This is a genomic window from Thermodesulfovibrio sp. (assembly GCF_049969575.1).
GTDB lineage: Bacteria > Nitrospirota > Thermodesulfovibrionia > Thermodesulfovibrionales > Thermodesulfovibrionaceae > Thermodesulfovibrio > Thermodesulfovibrio obliviosus.
Window position 1 is genome coordinate 1 of the sequence record NZ_JBMFOO010000025.1, and the last position, 25,941, is coordinate 25,941.

Genomic DNA, 25,941 nt, shown 5'->3' on the forward strand with positions numbered 1-25,941 from the left:
TTGCCTCAGAGGTTCGTCATTTCGAGAAACTTATTGCAAGCAGAAGTATGGTTTTCTTATTGAAATCTGGAGAGATTACTCACATGCTTTGCAGGTTGGGGATGAAAAAAGTAGCTTTCGATGGTAGGACAAGCAAGGGTTTTCTATTTCTTGTAGGCAATTTCAATGTCTTTCAGATATTTGCCAAAAAAATGATGATTTTGATATATTAATACTGTTCGGCGGCGTAGCTCAGCTGGTCAGAGCAGACGGCTCATATCCGTCGTGTCAGGGGTTCGAATCCCTTCGCCGCCATTTTTTATTTTATTATTGGTTCCATCTCAAGGGCAGGATGTCCGACCTTAGAGAGATAATCAATCAGACATTCAATATCTTCACAAACTGTTTCATCAGCAATCTTTTGAAAAAGCTCAGGCACACCTTCTTGTTCTGCTACTTTCTGAAAACTTTCTTTTATTCTTTCTTTCAATTCCTTTGGCATCCATACAATTCTTCTTATGCCTCCATCGCCTTTTAGAAACTTTCTTGAGGTAATGTAATTAACACCAACTCCCATAAATCCAGGGGTTTGCACTCCTCCACCAATCATTCCTGCAATTGTGGAAAACTTCATTCCAATAGGAGTCATACCACTGTATCCACGATTTACAATTAAAACTCCGTTTGCTTCAGGTGTAACTGCAACAATGCATTCAAAGCATCCGCACGAAGTCATGGGATTTTCCATGATGGAGTAAAGATTTATTGTCTGTATTTGTCCCCCAGAGTGTTTCTTCACATACTCATCAACTCCGCTGTATCTTCCATAGATAGGATCAATTAATTCACCTTTTTCAACAGGCTGATTCCCACCTGTTGGTTCAATCTCATAGGCTGCTTTTGCATCAAGCCATGTGAATGCTCCACATAAGCCGGGACGCTCAGGTGTAATCACGCACACATGTTTTGGTGCAAAGCTCTGACATAGAAGACATGAATAAAATTTATCAACTTCCTCATCCGTAAGCCTGGCAAGTCTTAAATCTCTTCGTCTGTATTCTTGTCTTGCCTCCTCTCTCAGAGTTAGAATATCTTTTTCATCAACATAAAGCAAAACTTCAACTCTGTCAACGATACTTTTGAATCTTGCCTTTGTCATGCTCATTATTATCAATCCAAGATGTTCAAGGCTGATACCTGCTTGTTTTGCTTTTTTACTTATTCTTATCCAGTTTATATCCCTCTGACCAATATGCCAGAGCCCTTCAGCCTCATTTATGAATGTATGAATCTGGCGTTCAATAACAGGCTCAAAATCTTTCTGCATCTTTTTTCCTGCTACTTTAACAATAATTCCAAGGGGCATTCTTCCGCCCTGTTCATAGCGGTTACGCCAGTCTGTGCCGATTATCTCAACTTTTTCATCTTCAACCTCTGCAACATCCATCATTCTAACCCATTCAAAGGCAGGTGTTTTCTGTCCTCCAAACTCTATGAAAGTATCTTCTTTTCTAACTCTTTCACCTTCAAAGGCAGGACCATAGGAAACAGGAATTGAAGGTTTTTCAACAACTATCTTCAATCCCCTTGTTTCAATTGCTTTTCTGACAATCTTTGAGTAGTCTTTCTCCGCTGTTAAAAGAGGATATTCAGCTATTTCAGGAATTGAAACATCAGGAAGGCTCTGATCAGTTATCACAGGAATTGCAAGCACCGCTGCACCCAGTGCCATAGCAACTGCTTTTTCATTAAGACTTCCAAAAGAGATTGCAAAGGCATTAATTCTTTTTCTCACATATTCTATTATTGCATCTTTATCTCCTGCTGTCTGTCCTCCAAAAATCAAAGATGCTCTTACTGCCCAGTCAATAACAAAAACTGTGTGTTCTGTTTTTGTGCCAACAGGGACTATATAAGCTTCAAAGCCATGTCTTTGCCCTGACTTTAAAAATTCCTCTGCAACAGCACCAATTAGAAAAGTAAGAATTCTCTTTTCCTGAAGTTCTTTAATTATTGAAAGAAGTTTGTCACTGTCAAGTCTGCCAAGCAAAACTGCCACTGCAGGGATTCTACCATCAACAAGCTGAACTCCAAGCGTTCTCTGAATTGTATCTCCAAGAAATCCATAAAACTTAAATTCTGAGGATTTATCAATACTTTCAGTATTTATGTAATTCAGTGACAGAGCAATCTCAGAAAGATAAAGATAGTTCAATGATAGCGTTATCGCGTCAGTGGATTGAGTGAAGCTTTCCTTTATTCTTTCAAAAAATCTTTTGAGTTCAATGAGATTATTGATTTTAATTCCCTCAAGAGCATAGATAAGGGGAAGTCCATAGGTTGTATCGGGAAGTTCAAAGGAAAAGTTTTCTGTCTTTTCTGAAATGGTGTTTTTTAGATTCTCTTCAGTTTCTTTCAATAAATCTTGCAGTGCCTTTTTTGCTATTTCAATGAATTCATCTATCATTCTTTACTTCTTATATAATTTCTTAAAAACGCTGGAATTCCACTTGCCTCCTTAGTTCCTACAATAACCCTCCATCCAGGAAGTTTATCCTCTATAGCACCTTTGAGCATAGCAACATATCCAGGAATTATGAGTTCCCTATGATTTAATTTTTCTTCAATTCCGCTTTCCTTTATAAACTGTGCAATTTTGCTTGCGGAAAACTTGCCTGCTGCCCATGCGGTAAGAACGCTCAAACCATCACAATCCATTATGGCAAGCCATGCAGGGACTTTGCTGTTTTCTATCTCGCCCTTTACAAGAAAATAAGTTAATGCAAAGTTGGTGGTAACTATTATTGGACTACTTGCATCAGGCTCTCCAACCTTGTATATGTCCTGCTTTACTTGCATCGGGACTTGAGGGTCTGAATATATATTCTGTCTTAATGTGAAAAGCACGAGATTTTTCCATCCTGTGATTTCATTCAGAACAACTATTGATGAATATTTAAGAATAGCCAGACAGGCAAGAACAGTTTCATAAAATGGGTCTTGTTCTCTGAGAAGTGTCAGGACAGGATATCCCAGAGATTTAACTCTCTTTTTCAATGACGCTCGTCTTATTAATGTGTTGTCAGTAAGAAGTTCTATGGCTGTCTCGGGTTTTGTATCAATGAGTATTTCTTCAAATCCAAGGCTCTGAATTTTTTCAACCAATGGAATAACTTTTTCTATCCCCTTTGCTGTAACTGTTAATGGAACATTGTATTTTTTTGCTATACTTACCATTTCATCAATGTTTAATTCACTGGCTCCATAAATAACTGCTCTTATCTCTGATAAATCATTTAAAACCAGATCTGCAGAGTTAGGGGTAAAGGTTCCAAGAATTAAAGGTATCTGAGCTTTTACAATTTTTTCAGCTGCTTCTTTAAATCTTGAAGGGTCATTTGATTCATTTTCAAGAAAAATTGCATCAATTTTAAGTATTTCGCCAACTCTTTCTATTTGAGAATTCAAAACTGTATTCACTTTTTCATCTATGTTGCTATCAGTGTCTTTTATTTTTAATGCAAGCACTGTAGGATTGAAAAACTTTTTTTCATGCCTAAAAAGACACTGTTCTTCGCCGATTTTTATGGATTTATTTTGAGGTCCAAAAACAAATCCCCTTATTGGAGGAGTTGCAGCTTCTTTGAGCTTTGCCTTCACCTGCTCGGATGCCTCAGGACATTGTTCAATGTCTGCCTGACCCTGGGCAACCTTCATTGCAAAGGCAAGGCATGTGGGAAATCCGCATTTTTTACAGTTTATCTTTGGAAGAAGCTTAAATATTTCTATTCCAGTAAGTGCCATATAAGTCCTCAATAAATTTTTTTGTAATTTTTATTGCCTCAGGATGTCTCATTATCAAAAGCTCTGCTCCTGAAAGCAGAAATGAACAGGCTGTTACAGCTTCCCACATAATAGCTCTTTCATGAAGGCTTCCCCATTCAGGAATCTCTTCCTCAGTCGCTTGAGTTTCTTTTGTTTTCCATACATAAAAGCCAACATCAGCAACCATTGGAACACAAAGCATACTGTCTCCCTGAAGAAGTCCTGCAATTCTTATTCTTTCCATCACTGAATAGGTATACTCAAATCCGTATCCCAAAGCAGAACACATTGGATCTATAATTATCTTTTCTCTTGGAAATCCTATTTGCGTAATTAAAATATTTAACTGCTTTGCAAGATTTACATCAAGCTCAGACATGGCAATAAGACTATGACCTCCTGCCATTGCAGATGCAGCAATGGTTTTATAATTTCCTTCCTGTGCCTTTCCCACTATGCAGTTATATCCCCGTGAAGCCTCAGCAACAACAGGTAAAACCTCAGCGTCTTTTTCTATATGATTGCTTCCAAGAATAATCATTGGCAAGTCTATCTCAGATATAAGCTTTTTTACTGTCTGGGCAGCCTTGTCAGGTTTGGAATCTCTGCTGTCTGGATGAGTACTCATAAGCCTTAAAGCAATTGCTTCTGCACCAAGAGATTCACAGAATTTTGCCCATCTTACAGGGTCTTCCCATACTGAAAAGTAAACCCTGGCAAGTTCATCTGGATAGTCCTCAGGCACATCATCCTGAATTTCAAATGCGATCAAAGGCTTATGAGGAAACTCCCCTTCAAAAAAATGAAAGGGCAGTGCAGATTCTCCACCAAAAAAAGCTTTTTTTTCTCTGCCAAAAGTAATTTCAGGAAGTTTTCCTGAATATGTTTCCTTTGGGATTGAAAAGCTCATTTAACACCTCTAAATTTCAAGATAAGAATGGGCATAAAGGGTTTTGCCCATTATGACATCCACTGTTTTTATCGCATCAATAACTTCAGATGGATTTACAATTGCAGCGGAAAGACCTTCATACATAAGAAGGGCTAAAAAATATCTGTTTAGAATAGGTCTTACCTCTCTGGGACATCCATTTGAAAGATTACTAAGTCCTACAATTGTCTTCATAGGAGGGTCATTGAGCTCCTGAAAAAGCTTTATAGCACGGAGTACTTCCTTTGCCTGATTTTGAGATGTTGATATCTGTAGAACCAGTGGGTCAAGATATATATCTTCTAAAGGAATCTCGTATTCCGCTGCCTTTTCCATAAGCTGAACAGCTATTTCAACCCTTTCTTCAGCATCTCTTGGAAGTCCACCCTTGCCAACAGTAAGGGCAATTATGGGAGCATTGTATTTTGCTGCAAGTTCAAACATTATGAATCTCTCAGGATCAAGGGATGCTGAATTTATTAAAGGCTTTCCCCATTTATTGTTGTGAATTCTTAATCCTGCCTCCATTGCCTCTGGATTTGTTGTATCAAGAGATACAGGAAGCGGCACTGCTTCCTGAATAGTTGTAACCATCCACTCCATAAGAGCCTCTCCATCGTCCTCAGCAGGACCAATGTTTGCCTCTATCATGTGAGCTCCAGCCTTCCACTGCTCAATGGCAATCTGCTGAATGGGTAGTTTGTCTCTCTTTAAAATTGCTTCACGAACTCTTTTTGATATAATAGTTAATCTTTCTCCGATAATCAGCATCATTCCTCCAACAAAAGTTTAATAAAAAATTTTAACACAATTAAACAGAAATTTTTGGAGTTTTCGATTTTTCTGTTGAAATAAAAAAAGTTATGGGATGACAGAATCAAAAAAGATAAAGTGATGCTTTCTGTGTTATTCCAGAGAGATTTCTTACAGGTGGTAGTAAGGAATATCCCTGAGGAATATCTAAATTAAACAGAGGCTGTAGACAAAAAAGTGATTCCCCAAAAAGTCGGAAACTTTTTGGGGAAATTTAATTAGTTTGCAGATTCTAAAGAAACTAAAGCACTATTAATTTTTTTCATCAATCTTGATATTTTTCTTGATGCTGTATTTTTATGAATTACGCCTTTTGAAGCAGCTTTGTTGATAATTTTTATTGCTTCCTTCAGTAAAGTCTGAATTGTTTCTTGATTTTTCTGCGCAATTGCTTCTTCAACCTTTTTAATGGAGGTTTTAATTCTTGTCCTCCATGCCTGATTTCTTAATCTTCTTTTTTCATTCTGTCTTATTCTTTTTAATACTGACTTGCTTCTTTTCTTAATCGTTGATCTTTTGGTTGCCAAATTCCCCTCCTATATGAGTATTAATTTTTTAAATTAGCATAGTTTTCATAATTGTTTCAATATCTGTTAAAATTATTTCATGTTAAAATTTGGGATATCGCCCTGTCCAAATGATACTTTCATATTTTTTGGAATAATTGAAAAAAAAGTAAACACCCAGGGACTTAATTTTGATTTTGTTATTGAAGATGTGGAAACTTTAAATTCTCTCTGCCTTGAAAAAGCTCTTGATATTTCAAAGATTTCATCCCATGCCTTTTATTATCTTAAAGAAGATTATGAAGTTATTCCATCAGGTGGAGCTTTATCAGAGCAGGGTCCTGTAGTGATTACAAAAAATCCTGAAAAACTTAAAAATCTTTCCACTATTAAACTCGCTCTTCCAGGAAGGTTTACAACTGCCTCTTTGCTTATGTGGTTTTACTGGCAAAAAAATTTTACTGACAAGAAATATATGGTGGAATTCATGCCTTTTTATGAAATCATTGATAAAGTAACTGAACAAAAAGCAGACTTAGGAGTTTTAATTCATGAAGGAAGATTTATATACTCTTTGAAAGGACTACATTTAGTTGCTGATCTCGGAGAGTTCTGGATAAAGGAGTGTTCTTTGCCAATCCCTCTGGGTTGTATTGTCTGCAAGAAATCATTGAGTATAAAAGAAACTGTTAACAGAATTATTAAAGAAAGCTTACATTACGCTTACTGTCATTTTGATGAAGCTGTAAAATTTACTAAAAAATATTCTCAGGAACTTAATGAAGAGGTAATAAAAATGCATATTCAAACATATGTAAATGAATTTAGTTTTGATATGGGACAAAAAGGTATAATGGCAATAAATGAATTAATCAAAAAAATACCCGAGGATGGAATATGGTCATAGATGAATTTACCAGAGAACCAAGAATTGCTTATTTTTCAATGGAAATCGGAATAAGGCCAGAGATGCATACTTATAGCGGCGGACTTGGCATTTTAGCCGGAGATACTTTAAAATCAGCTGCTGATTTAAGAATTCCTATGGTAGGCATTACTCTTATTCACAGAATGGGATATTTCAAACAGGAACTCGATCCCTTTGGAAGGCAGATTGAACATCCTGATCCATGGGATATTGAAAAATATTTAACTAAACTTGATGTAATTGTTACAGTGACAATAGAAAACAGACCAGTTTATATAACTGCATGGCTTTATGTTATAGAAAGTGGAACTGGTGGAAAAGTGCCAGTGCTTTTTCTGGATACAGATATCTCAGAAAACGACCCTCAATCAAGAACTCTCACACACTATCTTTATGGAGGAGATCTGCAGTATCGTCTTAAGCAAGAAATAATTCTTGGCATAGGAGGAATAAAGATTCTTGATGAGCTTGGTTTTGAAATTAAAAAATATCATATGAATGAGGGACATTCAAGCTTTTTAACATTGGAACTTCTTCAGAGATTTAAAAGACCCATTGAAGAAGTATGGTCTGATGAGCTTGTATGGGATACTGAAAAAGTAAAAGACCTGTGTGTCTTTACAACCCATACTCCTGTTGCTGCAGGACATGACAGATTCCCATATGAAGTGGTTCAAAAAATAATGGGAGAAGTAGTTCCATTATGGTTATTAAAAAAACTTGCAGGAGATGGAATGCTTAATATGACTTTGCTTGGATTTAATCTTAGCGAGTTTATAAATGGTGTTTCAAAAAAACATGAAGAAGTCTCAGAAAAAATGTTTCCTGGTTATGAGATACATGCAATAACAAATGGTGTTCATTCATATACATGGGTGTCAGAGCCGTTTAAAAAACTTTACAATAAATATCTTCCTGGATGGGCAAATGAACCTGAAATATTTGTGCGAGCATGGAGAATTCCTAAAGAAGAATTATGGGATGCCCATATGCAGGCAAAAAAACATTTAATTGACTATGTAAATAGACTCACAGGTGCAAATTTAAACTACGATACCTTTACAATAGGATTTGCAAGAAGGGCAACACCTTACAAAAGAGCTGACTTGTTAATTTCAGATCCCGAGCGCCTTGCAATTATTGGAGAAGGAAGAATTCAGATTATATATGCTGGAAAAGCACACCCAAAAGATGAAGGTGGAAAAAAGCTTATACAAAAAATTTTTGAAGTAAAAGAGAGATTGAAAGACAAGCTCAAAATAGTCTATCTCCCAAATTATGATATGGCAATGGCAATGAAACTTGTTGCAGGAGTTGATATATGGCTTAATACTCCTCAGAAACCCTATGAAGCATCAGGCACTTCTGGAATGAAAGCATCCCACAATGGCGTTCCCAACTTAAGTGTGCTTGATGGATGGTGGATTGAAGGCTGGATTGAAGGTTATACTGGATGGGCTATTGGAACTCTTGAAGAAAGTTCTGACCCAAAAAGAGACGCTGAAGATTTATATTACAAACTCGCAAATGAAATTTTACCTTTATTTTATGAAAACCGTCATATATGGATAAAGATAATGAAAAATGCAATAGCTTTAAACGCCTATTATTTTAACACGCATAGAATGGTCAGATTTTATGTAACTGAAGCTTATATAAGATAAGCTCTATCCAAAATACCACTTTAATATCTTTTCACCTAAAAACAGACATGTCAATGCACCAAGTGAAAGAAATGGTCCAAAGGGAATTTTTCGGTTTCCTGTTTTTTTTAACATTATTATGCCAACTATTGAACCTATAAAACTTCCTATAAAAATTGTAAGCAATGCTGCCTTCCATCCAAGAAAGGCTCCCACTGCACTATTAAGCTTTATGTCTCCTCCTCCCATCCCTCCTCTGCTTATTAAAGAAACAACTAAAAGACTCCCTCCTCCAACACCTATGCCAATTAAGGAATCTTTAATGTGTTGAGTGAGGTTTAATGAATTATGGGGCAGAAAAGATAAAATAAGTCCAAGAAAAATCAAAGGAATTGAAATCTGATCTGGAATAATTTGAAAATCAAAGTCAATAAATGAGATAACTATTAGAGCTGAGATAAAAATCAAAACAAAAGGTAGAGAAGGATTTAAACCAAATTTCAAATATGCTAACAAATAAAAAATACCATTTAATAATTCCACAAAAGGATATCTTAAAGATATTTTTGCTCCACAATAGGCGCATCTACCTCTAAGAAACAAAAAGCTAAAAACAGGAATATTATGCCACGGCTTGATTGAATTACCACAGGAAGGACAGTAAGAAGAAGGTTTTAGCAATGATATTTTTCTTGGAATTCTATAAATACATACATTAACAAAAGAGCCAACCACAAGCCCAAAAATCAATATCAGAATTTCCACCTGCTGAGGTCCTCAAGTTCGCTTAATTTTTTCTTTCTATCCTCTATCTGAGCTTCAATTTCTCTTATTTGTCTTATTAGACTTGATATGTTTTCACTTTCTTTAATATTTAAATTCTCATTCCATGATTCATATATTTCTTTGCCAATAGATTTAAGGAATAAATCTCTTTTCAAGCTTAATTTATTTATTTCACTAATGAGTTTCAAAACATTTAGCTCAATTTTTACTCTCTGAGAAAGCACCTCTGCCCAGAACTTAAATGTTTTAAGCCCCTGTAAAAAATCTCTTTTAATTATTTCAAGCAATTTTCAGCCCACCTGATCAAGATGTCTTATTTTAAACTTAACACCCATAGAATTTGCAATCTCTTCACATTTTCTAATATCCACTTCCTTAAGATCAACAACTGTTACCTGAACATTTGGAACATATTTTTTTGCATCTTTTATAAATTCTATAACTGCTTCATAGGCATCAGGATTTGAAGGATTACAAATCCTGTTATAAGTTTCTTTATCCTGTGCATTTAGACTTATTGAAATTGAATCAATCAATCCTGCAAGTTCAGGTAAAATCTTTCTTCCATGAATAAGATTTCCCTGTCCATTTGTATTTACTCTTACTTTACCTCCATTGTCTTTTATCCATTTTGCAACTTCCTTAATTAGATCAAGTCTTAAAAAAGGCTCACCATAACCACAAAAAACAATTTCTTTATATTGCTTTGGATCTCCTATTGCTTCAATAAGTTCCCGAGCTGATGGTTCTCTTTCAAGCCTTAAATTGTGTCCTTTTACATAGTCAGTGTGAAATCTTACGCAGAATCGGCATATATTTGTACATCTGTTTGTCACATTTAAATAAAGAGTATTTCTGATTTTATAAGCAATCTCTCCTTTAGGAAGCTCTCCAATGCGAAAAAGTTTGTTCACATTTACAGTAGTTATTCTGTCAATATCTTCAACTGTTACTGCTCTTAATTCTGCCAATGCTTTTGCTGTATAAATTAAAAAAGCTGGTTCATTTCTTCTGCCTCTCTTTGGTTCAGGAGCAAGATATGGTGCGTCTGTTTCAATCATTAAGTAATCATCTGGAATAAACTGAGCAACTTCTTTAATCTTTTTTGCATTTTTAAAAGTAACAACTCCAGAAATTGATATAAAAAATCCCATTTCAATGGCTTTTTTTGCCTGAGAAAGACTGCCACTAAAACAATGCATAACTGCCTTGTGGACATTTTGCTCTTTTAAAATAGCTACAGTATCATCAAAGGCTTCTCTTGAGTGAATTACTACTGGAAGGCCTATTTGACGGGCAAGCTCAAGTTGCTGAATAAAAGCATACCTTTGAACATCTCTTGGAGAATGCTCATAGTGGTAGTCAAGACCTATTTCTCCAATAGCCACAACCTTTGGGCGTCTGCTTAATTCAAAAATTTTTTTTAAGACTTCCTCATTAAAATCCTTTGCATCATGAGGATGAATCCCCACTGTTGCATAAACCATAGGATATTGCTCTGCAATTTTTACAGCTTCATCAAGGCTTTCAATATCTGAGCCAATTGTAATAATTGTATTCACACCAGCATCATAGGCACGCTGAATTACATCAGGAATTTCTTCCTTAAACATTTCAAGATGGCAGTGACTGTCAATCATGCTCCAAACTTCCTCAATCTCAATGTATTTGCTAAAACCATTGGCATAATTGCTGTGGCTGGAATTATTCCAAGCTCACCCTTCAGGCATTCTCTTTCTGTAAAGGCATTAACCGTGCCGCCAAGAACATAGGGAGACTTTATCAGTAAAGGAACAGGATGCCAGCTGTGGGCTTTAAGCAAACTTGGAGTACTATGATCTCCTGTAATAACCACTGTATCAGGATTTAATGAAATGATTTCAGGAAGAAAGCTGTCAAATTCTTCAATTTTCTTTACTTTACCTTCAAAGTTTCCATCTTCTCCAAATGAGTCAATTTTTTTAATGTGCACAAAAATAAAATCATAATCCTTATAGACTTTTTTGAGCATTTCTACTTCTTCCTTGATGTCACCCTCAACAGGCAAAGTTTCCATACCAAGAAGTCTTGTAATTCCCCGATACATTGGATATACTGCTATGGAGCATGCTTTAAGTGCGTATTTTTCTTCAAAAGAAGGAATGTGGGGCAGGGCAGAAAAACCTCTTAAAAGCACATAGTTTGCTCTTTCTTCATTTTTTAAAATTTCTTCTGCTTTTTTAATGAATTTTTTAGCTATCTCTGAAACTTCTTTTGATTCTTCATTTAATGCTAAAGGCTCTGCTGGTGGCTTTCCCTCTTTCTGAGGATCAGTATCAGTAACCATTGCATTGTTTTCATTAATAACTTTTGGAAAACGCATTACAAGACAAAATCTATGTTCCTTCCCTGGCTTTAAAATAATTTCCACTCCATCAATTTCTTTTATCTGATTTGATAATCTCTCAGTGAGCTCTATATTTTTCTCAGTAGGAATTCTTCCTGCTCTTCTGTCAACAATTATGCCATTTTTAATAGTAGCGTAATTACATCTTAATGCAACATCAGTTTTTTTTAGTTCTATTCCAAGTCCCAGCGCTTCAAGAACACCTCTACCAATTTCATACTGAAGTGGATCATATCCAAAAACTCCAAAATGTCCGGGTCCGCTTCCAGGTGTTATTCCATAATATACAGGAATGTGAAGCCCGCAAGCTGAAACCCTTGCAAGAGCATCAAGATTTGGCTTGTTTGCAGCCTCAAGCTCTGTTTTCCCATTTATAGGAAGACCTCCAACTCCGTCAAGTATTACAAAAACTATTTTCGTGTTGTTTTTTTGGACTAAAGATGATATATCCATAAAGCACCTCTTAAATCAGGATAATTAATAATAACAAAAAAGAGTTTAAAAGGAAAACCTTATTGACAAATTAAGATTTTTTAAGGATAAAATAAAACTCATGCAGATTATTGATTTCCATACACATGCTTTTCCAGAGGAAATTGCTGAAAAGGCAATAAAAAAACTTGAGCAAAACAGTAATGTTAAAGCATGCCTTAATGGAAGCCTTGATGATCTTATTCGTTCAATGGATAAAAATCATATAGCAAAATCTGTCTTGTGTAATATTGCCACAAAGCCAGAACAGTTTAATTCAATTCTTAGATGGAGTGATAAAATTCGCTCTGAAAGAATCATTCCTCTGCCATCAGTTCATCCTGAGGACAAAGAGATTAAATCGCATATAAAGTTGATAAAAAAAGAGGGATTCTGTGGAATAAAAATGCATCCCTTTTATCAAAACTTTGCAATTGATGATGAGCGGGTTTATCCCATTTATGAAGCATTGATAGAAAATGATCTGGTTGTTGTGATGCACTGCGGTTATGATATAGCCTTTCCTGAGTGGGACATTGCCTGCCCTCAGAGAATAATGAATGTAATAAATAAATTTCCAGGTTTAAAATTTATAGCAACCCATCTTGGAGCATGGAAACAATGGGATGAAGTGGAAAAGTTGATGATTGGAAAGCCAATATATATGGAAATTTCTTTTTCTTTTGGATGGATGCCTGATGAAAAAATTAAGGAATTGATACTTAAGCATCCATCAGATTATGTGCTTTTTGGAACCGATTCTCCCTGGGCTGACCAGGGTAAAGAAATTGAAAATCTAAAAAAACTCGGTCTTGAGCAAGAATTTTTAGAGAAAATTTTCCATCTTAATGCAGAAAATCTACTCAGATGCTGACAAAAATTCCCAAGGTTTTTATCTTAAGTTTAAAAGATTTTTATAAGGATGAAGGAGTTTTTTTGAGTTCTTCCCTTGCTTTTTTTTCAATTTTATCAATTATTCCTCTAAGTATGTTTGTTGTCAATGTTTTGGTTAATGTAATCCAGGAAGAAAGAGTTATAAAATTTGTTTATTTAAGGTTAATTTCTTTTTTCCCTGAGGTAGAACTGGAAATGATCAAGGAGTTGAGAAAGATTTTAGCTTCAAAGGAGGTAAGTAGTATCTCACTTCTTCTTTATGGCATTTTTTCTTTACAGCTTTTTACAGCAATTGAATTTTCTCTTAATAAAATTTTCAAAAGCAACAGAAAAAGACATTTTCTAATGTCCTTATTTATGTCCTTTTTTATAATTCTTTTAATAACACTGACTGTGGCATTATCCTTTGCTCTTACTTACCTTATAAGAGTTTTTAAACCTCTTGGATTTTATTCACTTAGCACACTGCTTATTTTTTTTATAAGATATATCCTTCCTTTTGTGATCATGTTTGTTATTGCTGCTTTACTTTATAAAATTTTACCAAGCAAAAAAATTAAGCTGAGCGCAATTTTAACAGGAGCTGCAGTTACAACTTTGTTAATAGAAATTGCTAAATATGTTTTTGCCTATTATGTTACACATATAATCAAAATAAGCAGTCTTTATGGCTCTGTATCTACTTTTCTTGCACTTCTCATGTGGCTGTTTTATGGGTGGGCAGTTTTTCTTTATGGTGCAGAATTGATAAAACACATTGAAAAGAAATGAAAATAGCTTTAACCATAGGTGCTTCTGATCCAACATCTGGAGCAGGAATTCAGATGGATTTAAAGGTTTTTCATTCTTTAAAAATTTATGGAATTAGCATAATAACTGCTGTTACTGCTCAGAGCACATCAGAGTTTTTTTTAACTTATCCTATGCCAGTGGAAGTAATAGAAGCCCAATTTGAAACTTTACTGAGAGATATGAAACCTGATGGAGCAAAAACAGGCATGTTTTACAGTAAAGAAGCACTCCTGTGCGTAATTGAAAAAATTAAAAAATTCAATATAAAAAAATTCGTTGTTGATCCTGTGATTATTTCTACTCTGGGAGCTAAATTAATAGAGGATGAAGCATTAAAAATTCTCAAAGAACAGCTCATTCCACTTTCAATGGCTGTTACCGCAAACATTCCAGAGGCAGAAACAATTACAGGAGTAAAAATTGAAAAAGTTGATGATGTTTATCAAGCATTAAAGAAACTTTATGAGATGGGAACAAGCCTTGCAATAGTTAAGGGAGGACATTTTAAAGAAAAAACAGTTGACATACTTTATGATGGGGAAAATTTTTATAAAGCAGAAGATGAAAAATATTGTGGTGAATTTCACGGTACAGGATGTGCTTTTTCTTCAGCTTTTCTCTCATTTTTATGTCTTGGATATGAACCAGATGAAGCTTTAATGAATACAAAAAATTTTGTTAAAAATGCCATCAAAAATGCATTAAAATTAGGTCATGGGATGAGGTTATTGAAAATAGATTGAAAGCAACAAGATTAGAGCTTGTTCAATAAAAATAATTCACTCTGTGACCAAGCATACCCGAGACAAAGGCAAGAATGAACAATCCCACTATGATCATCATGGTAGCTTCCGCTTCACCCTTATTTACCTCCCTTTTTCGAGTTCCTCCTTAACTTTCTCAAGCCTCTCCTTATCAACCTTTTCAAACTCCTTGAACTTTTCTGGTGGCTGAAGCCTCATTGCCTTTTCATCCATCACATGGGCAACAATAACCTCTTCAATACCAGCACCTCTTAGACCTTTAAGGTATTGGAGGGCATATTCTGCACAATCTGACCAGTCGGTTGGATAGAGGACTTTCTTAAAAAAGTTTTCGCAGAACCTTCTGCAAGCCTCTTTATCTGCACCAAATATGGCTGGATACTTCGGTATATAAACTGGCACATTGCCATAACGAATAATCTTATCTGTATTTGAGCCGATAAATATCTCACCAAGCACACCTTTTCTCTGCCTGCCTGAGACGATGAGTGAGACCTTTTCTTCATCAGCCACTCTCAGTATCTCTTTGTAAGGGATTCCAACTGTTATGACCTTTTTCGCTCCGATACCGGCATCCTCTATGACCTTTATTCCCTCAGCCATCTTCAGGTCAGCAATCTCTGTGAGCCTCTTTACATCTTCAGGATGATAGCCCTCGTATTTGTCCATCGGCAGTCTGGCAACATCTATGACATGGAGAAGGATTATCTCCTCTGTCCCGACCTTTTTGAAATTCAATATACAGGAGAGCACATCAAGAGAGAATTCCTCAAATTTGATTGGATAAAGTATCTTTTTATACATGACTACTCCCTCCCTCTAAAGAGTTTAAACTCTGTCTTCTTTGCAAACCATACAAGGGCAAGCATCACAGGCACTTCGATGAGCGGGCCGATGACCGTGGCCAAAGCGACCGTTGGATTGAATGCGGTAATAGCTATTGCGATTGCTATCTCAAAATCCCTGCCTGTTGAGTTAAAGGCGACCGCAACTGCATCCCTGTAATTCAATCCTAATTTCCATCCTGTGAGATAAACTATTACAAACATTGTCCAGAAGAAGAGTGTCATGGGTATCGCCATCTGGACAATGAAGAAGGGTTTTTCTAATATCAAATCTCCCTTCAATGCAAACATTACGACAAGGGTGAATAGAAGCCCTATGATTGACATGGTATCAAGATAGAACTTCAGTCTATGAAACCATTCCTCACCATATCGCCTCACACCGAGAAACCTCGTAAGCATCCCCGCAACAAGTGGAATGCCTAAATACAAAAGCACGCTCTCGCCAACGACCCAGACATCGAATTGGATCTCTCCAAGAAGGAGTTTTGCATAGACAGGTATCAGAATCATCTGAATGATTGAGTTCAATGCTACAAGGATTATTGCGAGGGGTCCATTGCCGGCAGAAAGATATGTAAATACAATAACCATCGCAATACAAGGGGCGAGGCCATAAAGTACAAGGCCTGTGTATAAATCAGGCTCACCACTTAAGAATATCTTTGCAAGCAGGAGCATGAAAAACGGCGCAATGGCATAGTTGAAGAATATGACTATCAAGATTTGTTTTGGAGATTTTGCAGCCTTTCCTAAATCTTCAAACCTGATATTTGCCATTGCAGGATACATCATCATAAAAAGACCGACAACCACGCCGAGGGCAAGGGTATTCCCAATGCTAAACTCATATGTGCCGTGAAATATGGATTTAATTGCATCAATAGGCGGTGTCAATTCAAAGTTCGAAATACCATACCACTTGCCAATGGCAATGCCAATGGCCATGCTGACAATGACAAACACCGGCAGCAACCTGAAGTTGTGAAGTTTTTCAAGAAATCTCCTGAACATCCTTAACCTCCTCAATGAATTTCAGTTGTGCCCACCGGGTCATCAATGGGCCAGCGGAGACGCTTTATCTTTAAGACATATATAAATAAATTTTGATATTTTTGTCAAGTTTTCATTTTTCCTGGCAATGTCAATTATGCAAAATAATAAATTGGTGTATTTCTTCTTTCTTTATGTTGGTTTTTGTTAAATCAATGTAAGATACCCTCTTTTCATTACTCTATCAATTTTATATATAAAAATTTTTATATCACCAGGACACTATAAAAAATTGACAATATTGCAAGGCATCAGTTAAGATTTAAAAAATTAAATGAGGAATTTTTCAAAAAGGAAATTTTATACGGTTGAGACCAGTTGGAGTTCACACTTCTGTTAAAAACAGCTTAATTAATTCTATTAATGAAGCAGTAGAGCTTCAATGCACTACTTTTCAGATATTTCTTCACAGTCCACGGCTATGGCAGATTCCAGAGTTTAGCGTAGAAGTTATTGATGAATTCAAGAAGCTTATGCAGCTTTACAAGTTGAATCCTTTAGTTGTTCATGCCTCTTATCTGATAAATCTCATTTCATCAAACCCAAAAACCATTGCTTCATCACGGTATCTTTTAAAAAGAGAAGTTTTAATGGCTGATGTTCTTGGTGCAGACTACTATGTGATACATTTAAAGGACAATAAAGATATGGAAAAAGAAGAAATTTTTGCAAAAACTCGTGAAGGATTCAGCAAAATTGGAAAGCTTGAGAAATGTAAAATCCTCATAGAAAACACAGCAAAAAGCAAGATTACAGCATTAATTCCCGATTTAATTGAAACATTTAAAAATGTTGAGAGTGAAATTATAGGAGGAATCTGTATTGACACATGTCATCTCTTTGCTGCTGGATATGACATAGCAAATGAAAACGGATTAAAAAAATTCATTGAAGAGCTTTCTAAATATGGCTCTTTTGATTTGATTAAATTAATTCATCTCAATGATTCAAAAGCACCTGCAGGCTCTGGTATTGACAGGCACGAACATATTGGAAAAGGCTATATCGGCATAAAAGGCTTTGAAAACTTTTTAAAAATAAAAGAAATCTCCCATGTGCCACTTATTCTTGAAACACCTAAAAAATCTTTCGATGATGATTTAAAAAATCTTTCTACTGTAAGAGAAATCCTCAAGAGGTTAGAATCCTGAATATTTCTTCATACCGTTCAGCAGTCTTTTTAACTATTTCCTCTGGTAGCTCAGGTGCAGGCGGCTTTTTGTTCCAGTTTATTGAAATTAGATAATCTCTTACAATTTGTTTGTCGTAGCTATCCTGAGGTTTTCCAGGAGAGTAATCCTTTATTGACCAAAATCTTGATGAATCAGGGGTTAAAAGTTCATCAATAATAATCAATTTTCCATTAAAAAACCCGAATTCCATTTTTGTATCAGCAATTATAATTCCTTTTTTTTCTGCTATCTCCGATGCCTTTTTATAAATCGCAACTGAAAAATCTCTTGCTTTTTTAGCTGTTTCTTCTCCAAGAATTTTAACAGTTTCCTCAAAGCTTATGTTTATGTCATGTCCCTGCTGAGCCTTTGTGCTTGGTGTATAAAGAGGTTCCGGAAGCTTCTGTGACTCTACAAGTCCTTCTGGAAGCTTAATTCCGCAGATCATTCCTGTTTTTTGATAATCCTTCCATCCAGAACCAGTTATGTATCCACGAACAATGCACTCCACAGCAAGGGGCTTGGCTTTTCGCACAAGCATACTTCTTCCTTCTAAAATATCTTTATATTTTTTTAGTGGCTCTGGAAACTGAGCTACATCAGCTGAAACAACATGATTTTCAATAATATCTTTTACTTGATTAAACCAGAAAAGAGAAATCTGTGTTAAAATTTTACCTTTTCCTGGAATTCCAGTTGGAAGCACCACATCAAAGGCAGAAACTCTATCTGTTGCAACAATTAGCAAATAATTATTCACTTCATAAATATCTCTTACTTTTCCCCTGCGAAGTAATTTTACATCTTTAAAATTTGTTTCAACAATAACATGATTCACAATTGCCTCCTGCGAATAATTTTTAAACTATTAAAACACTTACAAAATTTTAAAAATTCTTTTATTATCATACTAAACTTTATCATTTTTTGTCATTTCCAGTACACCCTTTGTTTATTGTAATTCTGAGCATCTTCGTTTCTTTTCTATCATTCCGGTACCATCGATGGAGGAATCTGACTGCCTCCAATATTCAATTATTGACACAAAGAGAGATTTTATGATAGTTTTTTATATGCTTTCCTTTTTTAAAAAATGGAAAAAGAAAAGAGAGCTTAAAAAGATTAACAAACTTATAAGAGATTTTGAAGAAATGCGGGAAAATTTATTGAAAAAAGCTGAGGCCCTCGAGGAATTTGCAAATAGAAGGATAAAAGAGTTAGAATTAAAATTAGATAATATGGAACAGCAATTAGAGATATTTGAGAAAATTATAGATTCTCTTGATCCCAAAAAAAGAGTTAATTAATATGCGGGTGTAGCTCAGCTGGTAGAGCACAACCTTGCCAAGGTTGGGGTCACGGGTTCAAATCCCGCCACCCGCTTTTTTATTGGCGACGTACCCAAGCGGCTAAGGGAGCGGTCTGCAAAACCGCCATGCGCCGGTTCGAATCCGGCCGTCGCCTTTAATTCTTTAAAAAAATGATTTCAAAAACGCTGCAGTCGCTCACGACAGTAATTTTATACTGGCAATTTTAAGAACCTCTATTTTATTCCGAGTACATCTCCCATATCATAAAGTCCCGCAGGTTTTCCATAAAGCCAGAGCACTGCTCTTAAAGCACCTCTTGCAAAGGTGTCTCTGCTTGATGCTTTATGGGTTATTTCAATTCTTTCTCCCAATCCACCAAAAATAACTGTATGCTCACCAACTATGTCTCCTGCTCTTATTGTTTGAATTCCTATTTCTTTTTTTGTTCTCTCTCCAATGATGCCTTTTCTTGCATAAACAGCAACTTCGTCAAAATTTCTTCCCAATGCTTCAGCAATAACCTTTGCCATTTTTATAGCTGTTCCACTGGGTGCATCCTTCTTCATTCTGTGATGTGCTTCAACAATTTCCACATCATAGTCATCTCCGAGCACTTTTGCCACATCTTTAAGAATTTTAAATAAAAGGTTTACGCCGATACTCATATTAGGTGAAAGCACTATAGGGATTTCTTTTGCTATTTCCTGAATTTTGGTGAGTTGTTCATTACTAAAGCCTGTTGTTCCAATAACCATTGATTTTTTATACTTTCTTACAATTTCAAGATGTTCTAAAGTAGCTTCTGGATTTGTAAAATTAACAACAATATCGGTATTATCAATAACTCTTTCAATATCATCAACTATTTTTACTCCCAAATCCCCAATTCCAGCAACTACTCCAGCATCTGAGCCTACTTTTGGATTATTTTTTGATTCTAAAGCTCCAACAATTTTTATCTCTGGGTAATCCTTTGAAAGGGCAATAATCCTACTGCCCATTCTTCCTGCTGCGCCACATACTGTTACTTTTATCATCTTGTTCCTCCTCTATGTTTATTGTTTCATCTACTTCTTCAACTTTTATTGAATAGTATTCATGAAACCAGTTCCAGAGGTCAATAATTTTACAATTTTTAGAACAAAAGGGTCTCCAGGGATTATTCTCAATTGTTGTTTCTTTACCACATATAGGACATTTAATTTTCATGATTTAATTTTAATTTTTCATCTTCTAAAGTTGCAACTAATGTGATACACTATATTATGGTGTTTACGGATAGAGCAAAAACAGTTCTTGAAATAAGATATTTACTTAAAAATGAAAAGGGTGAAGTCATTGAAACACCTGAGCAGATGTTTCATCGTGTTGCCAATTATGTTGCTCAGGCTGAAGAGCTTTATCAAGAAAATCCCTCTGAATGGGCAGAGAAGTTTTATGAAATTATAAGCTCATTAAGATTTCTTCCCAATTCTCCAGCATTGATGAATGCCGGTAAACCAAAGGCTCAGCTGGCAGCATGTTTTGTTCTGCCTGTGGAAGACTCCATTGAGGCAATATTTAAAACACTTAAAGATGCTGCGTTAATTCTTCAGAGTGGCGGTGGAACTGGATTTAATTTCTCTCACTTAAGACCAAAAGGAGATGTTGTTCGCTCAACAGGTGGCATTGCAAGCGGACCTGTTTCATTTATGAAAATATTTGATAAAGCTTCTGACATAATAAAGCAGGGTGGTGCAAGAAGAGGGGCAAATATGGGCATATTGAGAGTTGATCACCCTGATATTCTTGAGTTTGTAAGAATTAAAAGATTTGAAAATTTAAGCAATTTCAATATCTCTGTTGCTGTTACAGATGCTTTTATGGATGCTCTTTTTAAGGATGATTATTATCCATTGATAAATCCAAGAAATGGTGAGGTTGTAAAAAAGCTTAAAGCAAAGGAAGTTTTTGATGAAATTGTTGAATCAACATGGGAAACAGGAGACCCTGGAGTTATTTTCATCGATACAATAAACAGATATAATCCAACTCCTCATATAGGTCAGATAGAAAGCACAAATCCCTGTGGTGAGCAACCTCTTTTACCATATGAGGCATGCATTCTTGGCTCAATTAATCTATCAAAGTATGTAAAAGGTGGTAGCATTGATTTTCAGATGCTTGAGCATGATGTAAAAATAGCAACAAGATTTCTTGATGATGCAATTGATGTTACCCATTATCCTGTGCCTGAGGTTGAAAAAATGCACAAGGGAAATAGAAAAATAGGGCTCGGAGTAATGGGCTGGGCAGACTGTCTTGTGGAGCTTGGAGTCCCCTATAATCATAAAAAAGCCTTCCAACTGGCTGAAACAGTAATGAAATTTATAAAGGAAAAATCTCACGAAACATCTCAGGAGCTTGCACGAAAAAGAGGAGTTTTTCCAAATTTCAAAGGCTCTTTATGGGATAAAAGAGGCACCATGATGAGAAATGCCACCACAACAACCATTGCGCCCACAGGAACAATTTCAATAATTGCTGACTGTTCAAGTGGAATAGAGCCTTATTTTTTACTTGCCTACAAACAAAGAATTCTTGATACAGAGTTTGAGATAATAAATAAATATCTTATAGATTTCGCTCAAAAACAGGGATTTTACAGTGAAGAATTTATTAATGAATTAAGACAGAAAGGAACTCTTAGAGGCATAAAAAGCGTTCCATTAAAAATTAAAAAACTTTTTAAAACAGCCCTTGAAATTACTCCTATGCAACATATTGAAATGCAAGCCTGCTTTCAAAAATACACAGACAATGCGGTATCAAAAACAATAAATCTACCACAGAGAACAAAAAAGCAAGAAGTAGCAAAAATTTTCATTCTTGCCTACAAAAAAGGACTTAAGGGAATAACAGTTTTCAGATATGGTTCAAAGACAGGAACACTTCTCAAAGTAAGTGATGCTCATCTCACAGAATGCTGTGAGACAAAAGGAAGGACACCGAGAGTAACAAAATTTCATGATGCTGTATGATCAAGCTTGAAAATATATCAAAAAGTTATGGAAATGTAAAGGCACTTGAGTCCCTGAGTTTTGAAATAAAGAAAGGTGAAATATTTGGACTTCTCGGTCCCAATGGAGCTGGTAAGACGACCACTGTAAAAATACTCACAACTCTTACTAAACCTGATGAAGGAGAATGTTTTATTGACGGGATTGATGTTGTAAAAAATCCTTTTGAAATAAAAAAAATCATAGGAGTTGTCCCTCAAGAAAACAATCTTGAAAGAGAGCTTACTGTTTACGAAAATCTTTTAATTTATGGAATGCTTCACAAAGTAAAAGAACTTAAAATAAAGATTGATGAGATTCTCAAAGTAATGGAGCTAAAAGACAAAAAGCACTCTGTTGTATCAACTCTCTCAGGAGGGCTTCAGCGTAGAACACTTCTTGCCCGAGCATTGCTGCCTGAACCAAAGGTTTTATTTCTTGATGAACCATCAATCGGGCTTGACCCCCATATAAGAAGACAACTATGGCAAATCATAAGAAAAATCAAGGCTCAGGGCAGAACTGTGCTTCTTACAACCCACTACATTGAAGAGGCAGAGGCACTTTGTGACAGGGTGGGGATTCTTTCACATGGAAAGTTAATTGCCCTTGGCAGCCCTTCAGAACTTAAAAAAGATGTTGGTGAGTATGTGGTTGAGTTTACTGATAAAGAGGGAAGGCTGATAAGTGAGATATGTCACAGTAGAGAACAGGCTTATGAGATTGCAAAACACAGAGGCGATGGAGTAATGATAAGAAGATCCAATCTTGAAGATGTTTTTGTAAAGCTAACTGGAGAAAGAATTAAAGGAATCAGGGAAGCAACATGACAGGCTGGTATCCTGTTTTTCTTAAAGAGATGCTTCAGTTCAGGCGAAAGCTTCTGAGACTGGGATACATTTTCTCAGCGATGATGGCACCGATTATTTATCTTGTTACATTCGGGCTTGGGCTTGGAAAAACAGTAAAACTTTCTGAAGGAACTGATTATCTAACATTTCTGCTGCCAGGTCTTGTAGCAATGAGCTCAATGAACAATTCATACTCATGGGTTGCAAGCTCTCTTAATCTCAGCAGACTCTATTTCAAGACTTTTCAGGTTTACATTCAATCACCCATAAAGCCTTTTTCCATAATGATAGGAGAGGTTATGGCTGGAATGGTAAAGGGGCTTTTTGCCTCTCTGCTTATAATTGTTGTGGGCTTTGTAGTACCATCAAAATTTTCTATAAATCTGATTTTTATTTTAACCCTTTTACTTAATTGCTTTATGTTTGCCTGTCTTGGTGTGATAACAGGAATGATAACAAAATCACACGAAGATACAGCCACTTACTCAAACTTTTTCATAATGCCAATGGCTTTTTTCAGTGGAACATTTTTCTCAATTGATAGAATCCCGCTGATTTTTAAGCCAATAATCTACATAATGCCCCTTACTCATACAAATATACTGATAAGAAAAAGTTATATTGATACAGAGGCAATGATTTCTTTAAGCTTAATTTTATTTTATTGTCTTTGTTTTTTTCTCATTGGCTCAACTTTAATGAAAAAATACAGTGAGTGAAACAGTAGCCAATATTTTTAGTTTTATTTTATACTTTAAAAAATGGATATTCTTGAATTAACTTTGATACTTTCGCAAAGGCTTAGTATTATAGCAACAGTAGCTTTTATCCTTTCAAGAATGCCTGCTTTGGGAAGAGTTTTATCCCGGAAACCTTCAACTAAAGATAAATTAATTCTTACATTTGTCTGCGGAGGACTTGGAATACTTGGGACATTTGGAGCAGTTGAGATTCACGGAGCACTTGCTAATTCAAGAGTTGTTGGTGTTATGGTAGGAGGGCTTCTTGGTGGTCCATTAGTAGGAGCAGGAGCTGGAGTTATTGCAGGTGTTCATAGATACTTTGTTGGCGGATTTACAGCTTTTTCATGCGGATTGTCAGCAGTTGTTGAGGGTTTTCTCGGAGGAGTTGTTTACAAATACTGGAGGAAGGGATTAATTCCCTGGCATGTAGCATGGTTAGCAGGTTTTGCTGGAGAGATTATTCAGATGTTTATTATAAAGTCTGCACACGCAATTAAAACAGGCGAAATTCAGATGTTACTCTTGAAGTGGCAAGAGGACTTGCCCATATATTTTCAACACAACTTGAAATAGTTGAACTTGAAACACTTGCAAGGCTTAAAACAGATGACAATGATGCTCATGCTCGTAATTTTTACACCAATGTTTATGCTTTCAGGAGGTGCATGGACACCTCCTGAGTCAATGCAACCTCTTAGAAGTTATATCTCAATACAGCTCTTCCTGTATAAGCCTGATAATCTGCATTAAGATCGGCTTTTCCAGAAAGCTCAAGGCTTAATCTCTTATTGAAGCTTAAAATAATTCCTGCCTGCAATATCCCAGTTGTATCTGCAATACTTTTTTCAAGCTTGTATTTTGGTTGATTTGGTGCATAGGTAATTGCTGAAATATCATTATCAGTTATTGCCTGCTCAAGCCTTAATCCTCCAAATACCCTTACATTTGTTGTTCCTTTAGTCTCAAAATCAGAAATAACATCCAGTCCTGCAATAACTTTCCACACATTAAGATCTTCAGGCTCATAGCGTCTTCTAAGATTAGGATTGTCAGGAACCTTTGTCCAGAAGCTATCAGTATTATAATATGCATAACTTACTCCGACCTGAGGAATAATCCTTGTTTTATTACCTATTATATATCCACCAATAAGGTCAAATCTGAGTCCATAACTGTTATAATCTGCTTTTTCAACAAGGTCATAATAAAGTCCTGTATAACCCTTGTAGTCATGATTGGCATAATATCCAACTGCCATAAGCTTTGCAAAGTAGGGCTTTGGCGCATAAATCAGATTAAATCCTCCAAAGTAAAGGTCCTGATCTTCACTATCTGCTCCTCTAACTTTAAAATCAAGGTCATTGCGTAAATAACCTGCATAGAGTTCTACCCCAAAATTTGGTGCAAATCTTCCACCTCCTCCAAGGGCAAATCCATAAGAATCTGCATCAAACCCAAGGTCATTAGCATTAACCCTTGTATAAAGAGGCATAAGCCAAATACCCTTGCTATAAGCTGGAGCTATATATCCAGCCTCACTAACTCCTGCTGAAGCTAACATAATTGGTTGCCTGTCATAGCCAACAACCATAGTCATAGATGTAGGAGAGTAAGTAAGCAGAGCTGCTGATATAGCTGAAGCTATAATTGAAGCTCCTGCCATCCCTCCTGTAACAGGTGCTAAGGCACTAAGGGTTGTTGGAACATAGCTAAAAACAATAGCAGAATCTGCTCCAAGGCTTTTTGGATCATACCAGGCTACCTGAATATCTGGATTAGGATATCCTCTCTCAAGCCCACCCCATTGACCTTCTACAGTTCCATGATTTTCAATTAAGTAATAGGGTTCATTAAGTCTTAAATTTCTACTATCAGGTCTTGCAATAAGAGTGGCATTATTAAGATCAAGTGTCGAATAAGAATCTACATAAATTGGTCTTGTATCAGGATTTACACCTGGTGCTCCAAAGGTAATAGCAAATTTGTCCTTAAGAGTAACATTAGAACTATCAATCCATAAGGTTCTCAAATTTTTACCTGCCACATTACCTTCAACCCAGGTATAGCCATAGTTGGAAAGGGTTACATTAGAATTTTCAATATAGAAAACTGCCGCATTAACATTTGTCATGTCAGCATTTTTAGGTAGGCTAAGAACTACTTTCATAGTTCCGTCATTGATAACTGTTGCATTGCTACTATTTAATACTG

General features: G+C 35.9%; 27 protein-coding genes and 3 tRNA genes. 15 read left to right on the forward strand and 15 right to left on the reverse strand.

Annotated elements, in window-relative coordinates:
• Both ACP5O9_RS06770 and ACP5O9_RS06775 read left to right on the forward strand, forming a co-directional pair.
• Positions 1–212: hypothetical protein (locus ACP5O9_RS06770; RefSeq protein ID WP_428723683.1), on the forward strand; the 212-nt coding region annotated here is incomplete at its 5' end.
• Positions 213–220: 8 nt separating this feature from the next.
• Positions 221–294 (forward strand) — tRNA-Met (locus ACP5O9_RS06775).
• Positions 295–298: 4 nt separating this feature from the next.
• On the opposite strand, the gene acsB is transcribed toward ACP5O9_RS06775, so the two are convergent.
• The 5 genes from acsB to rpsT form a co-directional block, all read right to left on the reverse strand.
• Entirely contained in the window at positions 299–2,446 is a 2,148-nt protein-coding gene (gene acsB / locus ACP5O9_RS06780; RefSeq protein ID WP_428723684.1) for an acetyl-CoA decarbonylase/synthase complex subunit alpha/beta, read from the reverse strand.
• Positions 2,443–3,783, reverse strand: coding sequence for an acetyl-CoA decarbonylase/synthase complex subunit gamma (gene acsC, locus ACP5O9_RS06785; protein ID WP_428723685.1), 1,341 nt, complete (start codon positions 3,781–3,783; stop codon positions 2,443–2,445). The genes acsB and acsC overlap by 4 nt, the downstream gene beginning before the upstream one ends.
• Complete coding sequence (locus tag ACP5O9_RS06790; RefSeq protein WP_353685709.1) at positions 3,755–4,714, reverse strand: acetyl-CoA decarbonylase/synthase complex subunit delta; 960 nt, start codon at positions 4,712–4,714, stop codon at positions 3,755–3,757. The genes acsC and ACP5O9_RS06790 overlap by 29 nt, the downstream gene beginning before the upstream one ends.
• A 9-nt stretch (positions 4,715–4,723) precedes the next feature.
• The gene (locus ACP5O9_RS06795) at positions 4,724–5,509 is read right to left on the reverse strand and encodes a dihydropteroate synthase (protein ID WP_353685708.1); all 786 of its coding nucleotides are present in this window, start codon (positions 5,507–5,509) and stop codon (positions 4,724–4,726) included.
• A gap of 257 nt (positions 5,510–5,766) precedes the next feature.
• Positions 5,767–6,075 (reverse strand): 30S ribosomal protein S20, encoded by a 309-nt coding sequence (gene rpsT / locus ACP5O9_RS06800; protein ID WP_353685707.1) that lies wholly within the window; start codon positions 6,073–6,075, stop codon positions 5,767–5,769.
• Positions 6,076–6,154: 79 nt separating this feature from the next.
• On the opposite strand from rpsT, the gene ACP5O9_RS06805 reads away from it, so the two are divergent.
• Positions 6,155–6,961 (forward strand): 1,4-dihydroxy-6-naphthoate synthase, encoded by an 807-nt coding sequence (locus ACP5O9_RS06805; RefSeq protein ID WP_353685706.1) that lies wholly within the window; start codon positions 6,155–6,157, stop codon positions 6,959–6,961.
• Positions 6,952–8,646: an alpha-glucan family phosphorylase gene (glgP, locus tag ACP5O9_RS06810; RefSeq protein WP_424904427.1), complete on the forward strand. Its 1,695-nt coding sequence runs from the start codon at positions 6,952–6,954 to the stop codon at positions 8,644–8,646. Before ACP5O9_RS06805 ends, glgP begins: the two co-directional genes overlap by 10 nt.
• A gap of 3 nt (positions 8,647–8,649) precedes the next feature.
• On the opposite strand, the gene ACP5O9_RS06815 is transcribed toward glgP, so the two are convergent.
• The 4 genes from ACP5O9_RS06815 to ACP5O9_RS06830 are packed head-to-tail and all read right to left on the reverse strand — an operon-like array spanning position 8,650 to position 12,250.
• On the reverse strand, positions 8,650–9,390 hold the full coding sequence (locus tag ACP5O9_RS06815; protein ID WP_353685704.1) for a prepilin peptidase: 741 nt from the start codon (positions 9,388–9,390) through the stop codon (positions 8,650–8,652).
• Positions 9,378–9,698 (reverse strand): hypothetical protein, encoded by a 321-nt coding sequence (locus tag ACP5O9_RS06820; RefSeq protein WP_353685703.1) that lies wholly within the window; start codon positions 9,696–9,698, stop codon positions 9,378–9,380. The genes ACP5O9_RS06815 and ACP5O9_RS06820 overlap by 13 nt, the downstream gene beginning before the upstream one ends.
• Positions 9,699–9,701: 3 nt before the next feature.
• Entirely contained in the window at positions 9,702–11,051 is a 1,350-nt protein-coding gene (locus ACP5O9_RS06825) for a TatD family hydrolase (RefSeq protein WP_428723686.1), read from the reverse strand.
• Positions 11,048–12,250, reverse strand: coding sequence for a 2,3-bisphosphoglycerate-independent phosphoglycerate mutase (locus ACP5O9_RS06830; protein WP_428723687.1), 1,203 nt, complete (start codon positions 12,248–12,250; stop codon positions 11,048–11,050). The genes ACP5O9_RS06825 and ACP5O9_RS06830 overlap by 4 nt, the downstream gene beginning before the upstream one ends.
• Positions 12,251–12,350: 100 nt before the next feature.
• Here ACP5O9_RS06830 and ACP5O9_RS06835 point away from each other — a divergent pair, with 100 nt between their 5' ends.
• From ACP5O9_RS06835 to thiD, 3 genes are read left to right on the forward strand one after another with little or no spacing between them, the layout of a single operon-like run.
• The gene (locus tag ACP5O9_RS06835; protein ID WP_353685700.1) at positions 12,351–13,142 is read left to right on the forward strand and encodes an amidohydrolase family protein; all 792 of its coding nucleotides are present in this window, start codon (positions 12,351–12,353) and stop codon (positions 13,140–13,142) included.
• Positions 13,136–13,933, forward strand: coding sequence for a YihY/virulence factor BrkB family protein (locus tag ACP5O9_RS06840; protein ID WP_428723688.1), 798 nt, complete (start codon positions 13,136–13,138; stop codon positions 13,931–13,933). The genes ACP5O9_RS06835 and ACP5O9_RS06840 overlap by 7 nt, the downstream gene beginning before the upstream one ends.
• Positions 13,930–14,697, forward strand: coding sequence for a bifunctional hydroxymethylpyrimidine kinase/phosphomethylpyrimidine kinase (gene thiD / locus ACP5O9_RS06845; protein ID WP_353685698.1), 768 nt, complete (start codon positions 13,930–13,932; stop codon positions 14,695–14,697). Before ACP5O9_RS06840 ends, thiD begins: the two co-directional genes overlap by 4 nt.
• 123 nt (positions 14,698–14,820) lie before the next feature.
• Here the strand turns inward: thiD and ACP5O9_RS06850 are convergent, their stop codons facing one another.
• A complete protein-coding gene (locus ACP5O9_RS06850) occupies positions 14,821–15,522 on the reverse strand; it encodes a universal stress protein (RefSeq protein WP_428723689.1) in 702 nt (233 codons plus the stop codon).
• 2 nt (positions 15,523–15,524) lie between these two features.
• Positions 15,525–16,577, reverse strand: coding sequence for an arsenic resistance protein (locus tag ACP5O9_RS06855; RefSeq protein WP_428723690.1), 1,053 nt, complete (start codon positions 16,575–16,577; stop codon positions 15,525–15,527).
• 347 nt (positions 16,578–16,924) lie between these two features.
• Here ACP5O9_RS06855 and ACP5O9_RS06860 point away from each other — a divergent pair, with 347 nt between their 5' ends.
• The gene (locus tag ACP5O9_RS06860; protein ID WP_353685695.1) at positions 16,925–17,767 is read left to right on the forward strand and encodes a deoxyribonuclease IV; all 843 of its coding nucleotides are present in this window, start codon (positions 16,925–16,927) and stop codon (positions 17,765–17,767) included.
• On the opposite strand, the gene ACP5O9_RS06865 is transcribed toward ACP5O9_RS06860, so the two are convergent.
• On the reverse strand, positions 17,748–18,626 hold the full coding sequence (locus ACP5O9_RS06865; RefSeq protein WP_424904434.1) for a phosphoribosylaminoimidazolesuccinocarboxamide synthase: 879 nt from the start codon (positions 18,624–18,626) through the stop codon (positions 17,748–17,750). The two genes, ACP5O9_RS06860 and ACP5O9_RS06865, sit on opposite strands and share 20 nt — an antisense overlap.
• Before the next feature lie 220 nt (positions 18,627–18,846).
• Between ACP5O9_RS06865 and ACP5O9_RS06870 the strand changes: the two genes are divergently transcribed.
• The 3 genes from ACP5O9_RS06870 (at position 18,847) to ACP5O9_RS06880 (ending at position 19,252) form a co-directional block, all read left to right on the forward strand.
• The gene (locus ACP5O9_RS06870; RefSeq protein ID WP_424904435.1) at positions 18,847–19,095 is read left to right on the forward strand and encodes a hypothetical protein; all 249 of its coding nucleotides are present in this window, start codon (positions 18,847–18,849) and stop codon (positions 19,093–19,095) included.
• Between the two features lie 3 nt (positions 19,096–19,098).
• Positions 19,099–19,171 (forward strand) — tRNA-Gly (locus ACP5O9_RS06875).
• 8 nt (positions 19,172–19,179) lie between these two features.
• Positions 19,180–19,252, forward strand: a tRNA-Cys gene (locus tag ACP5O9_RS06880).
• Positions 19,253–19,331: 79 nt separating this feature from the next.
• On the opposite strand, the gene dapB is transcribed toward ACP5O9_RS06880, so the two are convergent.
• Positions 19,332–20,135 carry a 4-hydroxy-tetrahydrodipicolinate reductase gene (gene dapB / locus ACP5O9_RS06885; RefSeq protein ID WP_428723691.1) on the reverse strand — a complete coding sequence of 268 codons (804 nt, stop codon included), beginning with the start codon at positions 20,133–20,135 and terminating at the stop codon, positions 19,332–19,334.
• On the reverse strand, positions 20,089–20,307 hold the full coding sequence (locus ACP5O9_RS06890; RefSeq protein WP_353685691.1) for a DNA gyrase inhibitor YacG: 219 nt from the start codon (positions 20,305–20,307) through the stop codon (positions 20,089–20,091). Before ACP5O9_RS06890 ends, dapB begins: the two co-directional genes overlap by 47 nt.
• 56 nt (positions 20,308–20,363) lie before the next feature.
• On the opposite strand from ACP5O9_RS06890, the gene ACP5O9_RS06895 reads away from it, so the two are divergent.
• The 4 genes from ACP5O9_RS06895 to ACP5O9_RS06910 are packed head-to-tail and all read left to right on the forward strand — an operon-like array spanning position 20,364 to position 24,303.
• A complete protein-coding gene (locus ACP5O9_RS06895) occupies positions 20,364–22,118 on the forward strand; it encodes an adenosylcobalamin-dependent ribonucleoside-diphosphate reductase (RefSeq protein WP_424904438.1) in 1,755 nt (584 codons plus the stop codon).
• On the forward strand, positions 22,115–22,966 hold the full coding sequence (locus ACP5O9_RS06900; protein ID WP_353685689.1) for an ABC transporter ATP-binding protein: 852 nt from the start codon (positions 22,115–22,117) through the stop codon (positions 22,964–22,966). The genes ACP5O9_RS06895 and ACP5O9_RS06900 overlap by 4 nt, the downstream gene beginning before the upstream one ends.
• On the forward strand, positions 22,963–23,706 hold the full coding sequence (locus ACP5O9_RS06905; protein ID WP_353685688.1) for an ABC transporter permease: 744 nt from the start codon (positions 22,963–22,965) through the stop codon (positions 23,704–23,706). The genes ACP5O9_RS06900 and ACP5O9_RS06905 overlap by 4 nt, the downstream gene beginning before the upstream one ends.
• A gap of 42 nt (positions 23,707–23,748) precedes the next feature.
• Positions 23,749–24,303, forward strand: coding sequence for a LytS/YhcK type 5TM receptor domain-containing protein (locus ACP5O9_RS06910; protein WP_428723692.1), 555 nt, complete (start codon positions 23,749–23,751; stop codon positions 24,301–24,303).
• A gap of 121 nt (positions 24,304–24,424) precedes the next feature.
• Here the strand turns inward: ACP5O9_RS06910 and ACP5O9_RS06915 are convergent.
• Positions 24,425–25,941: autotransporter outer membrane beta-barrel domain-containing protein (locus tag ACP5O9_RS06915; protein WP_428723693.1), on the reverse strand; the 1,517-nt coding region annotated here is incomplete at its 5' end.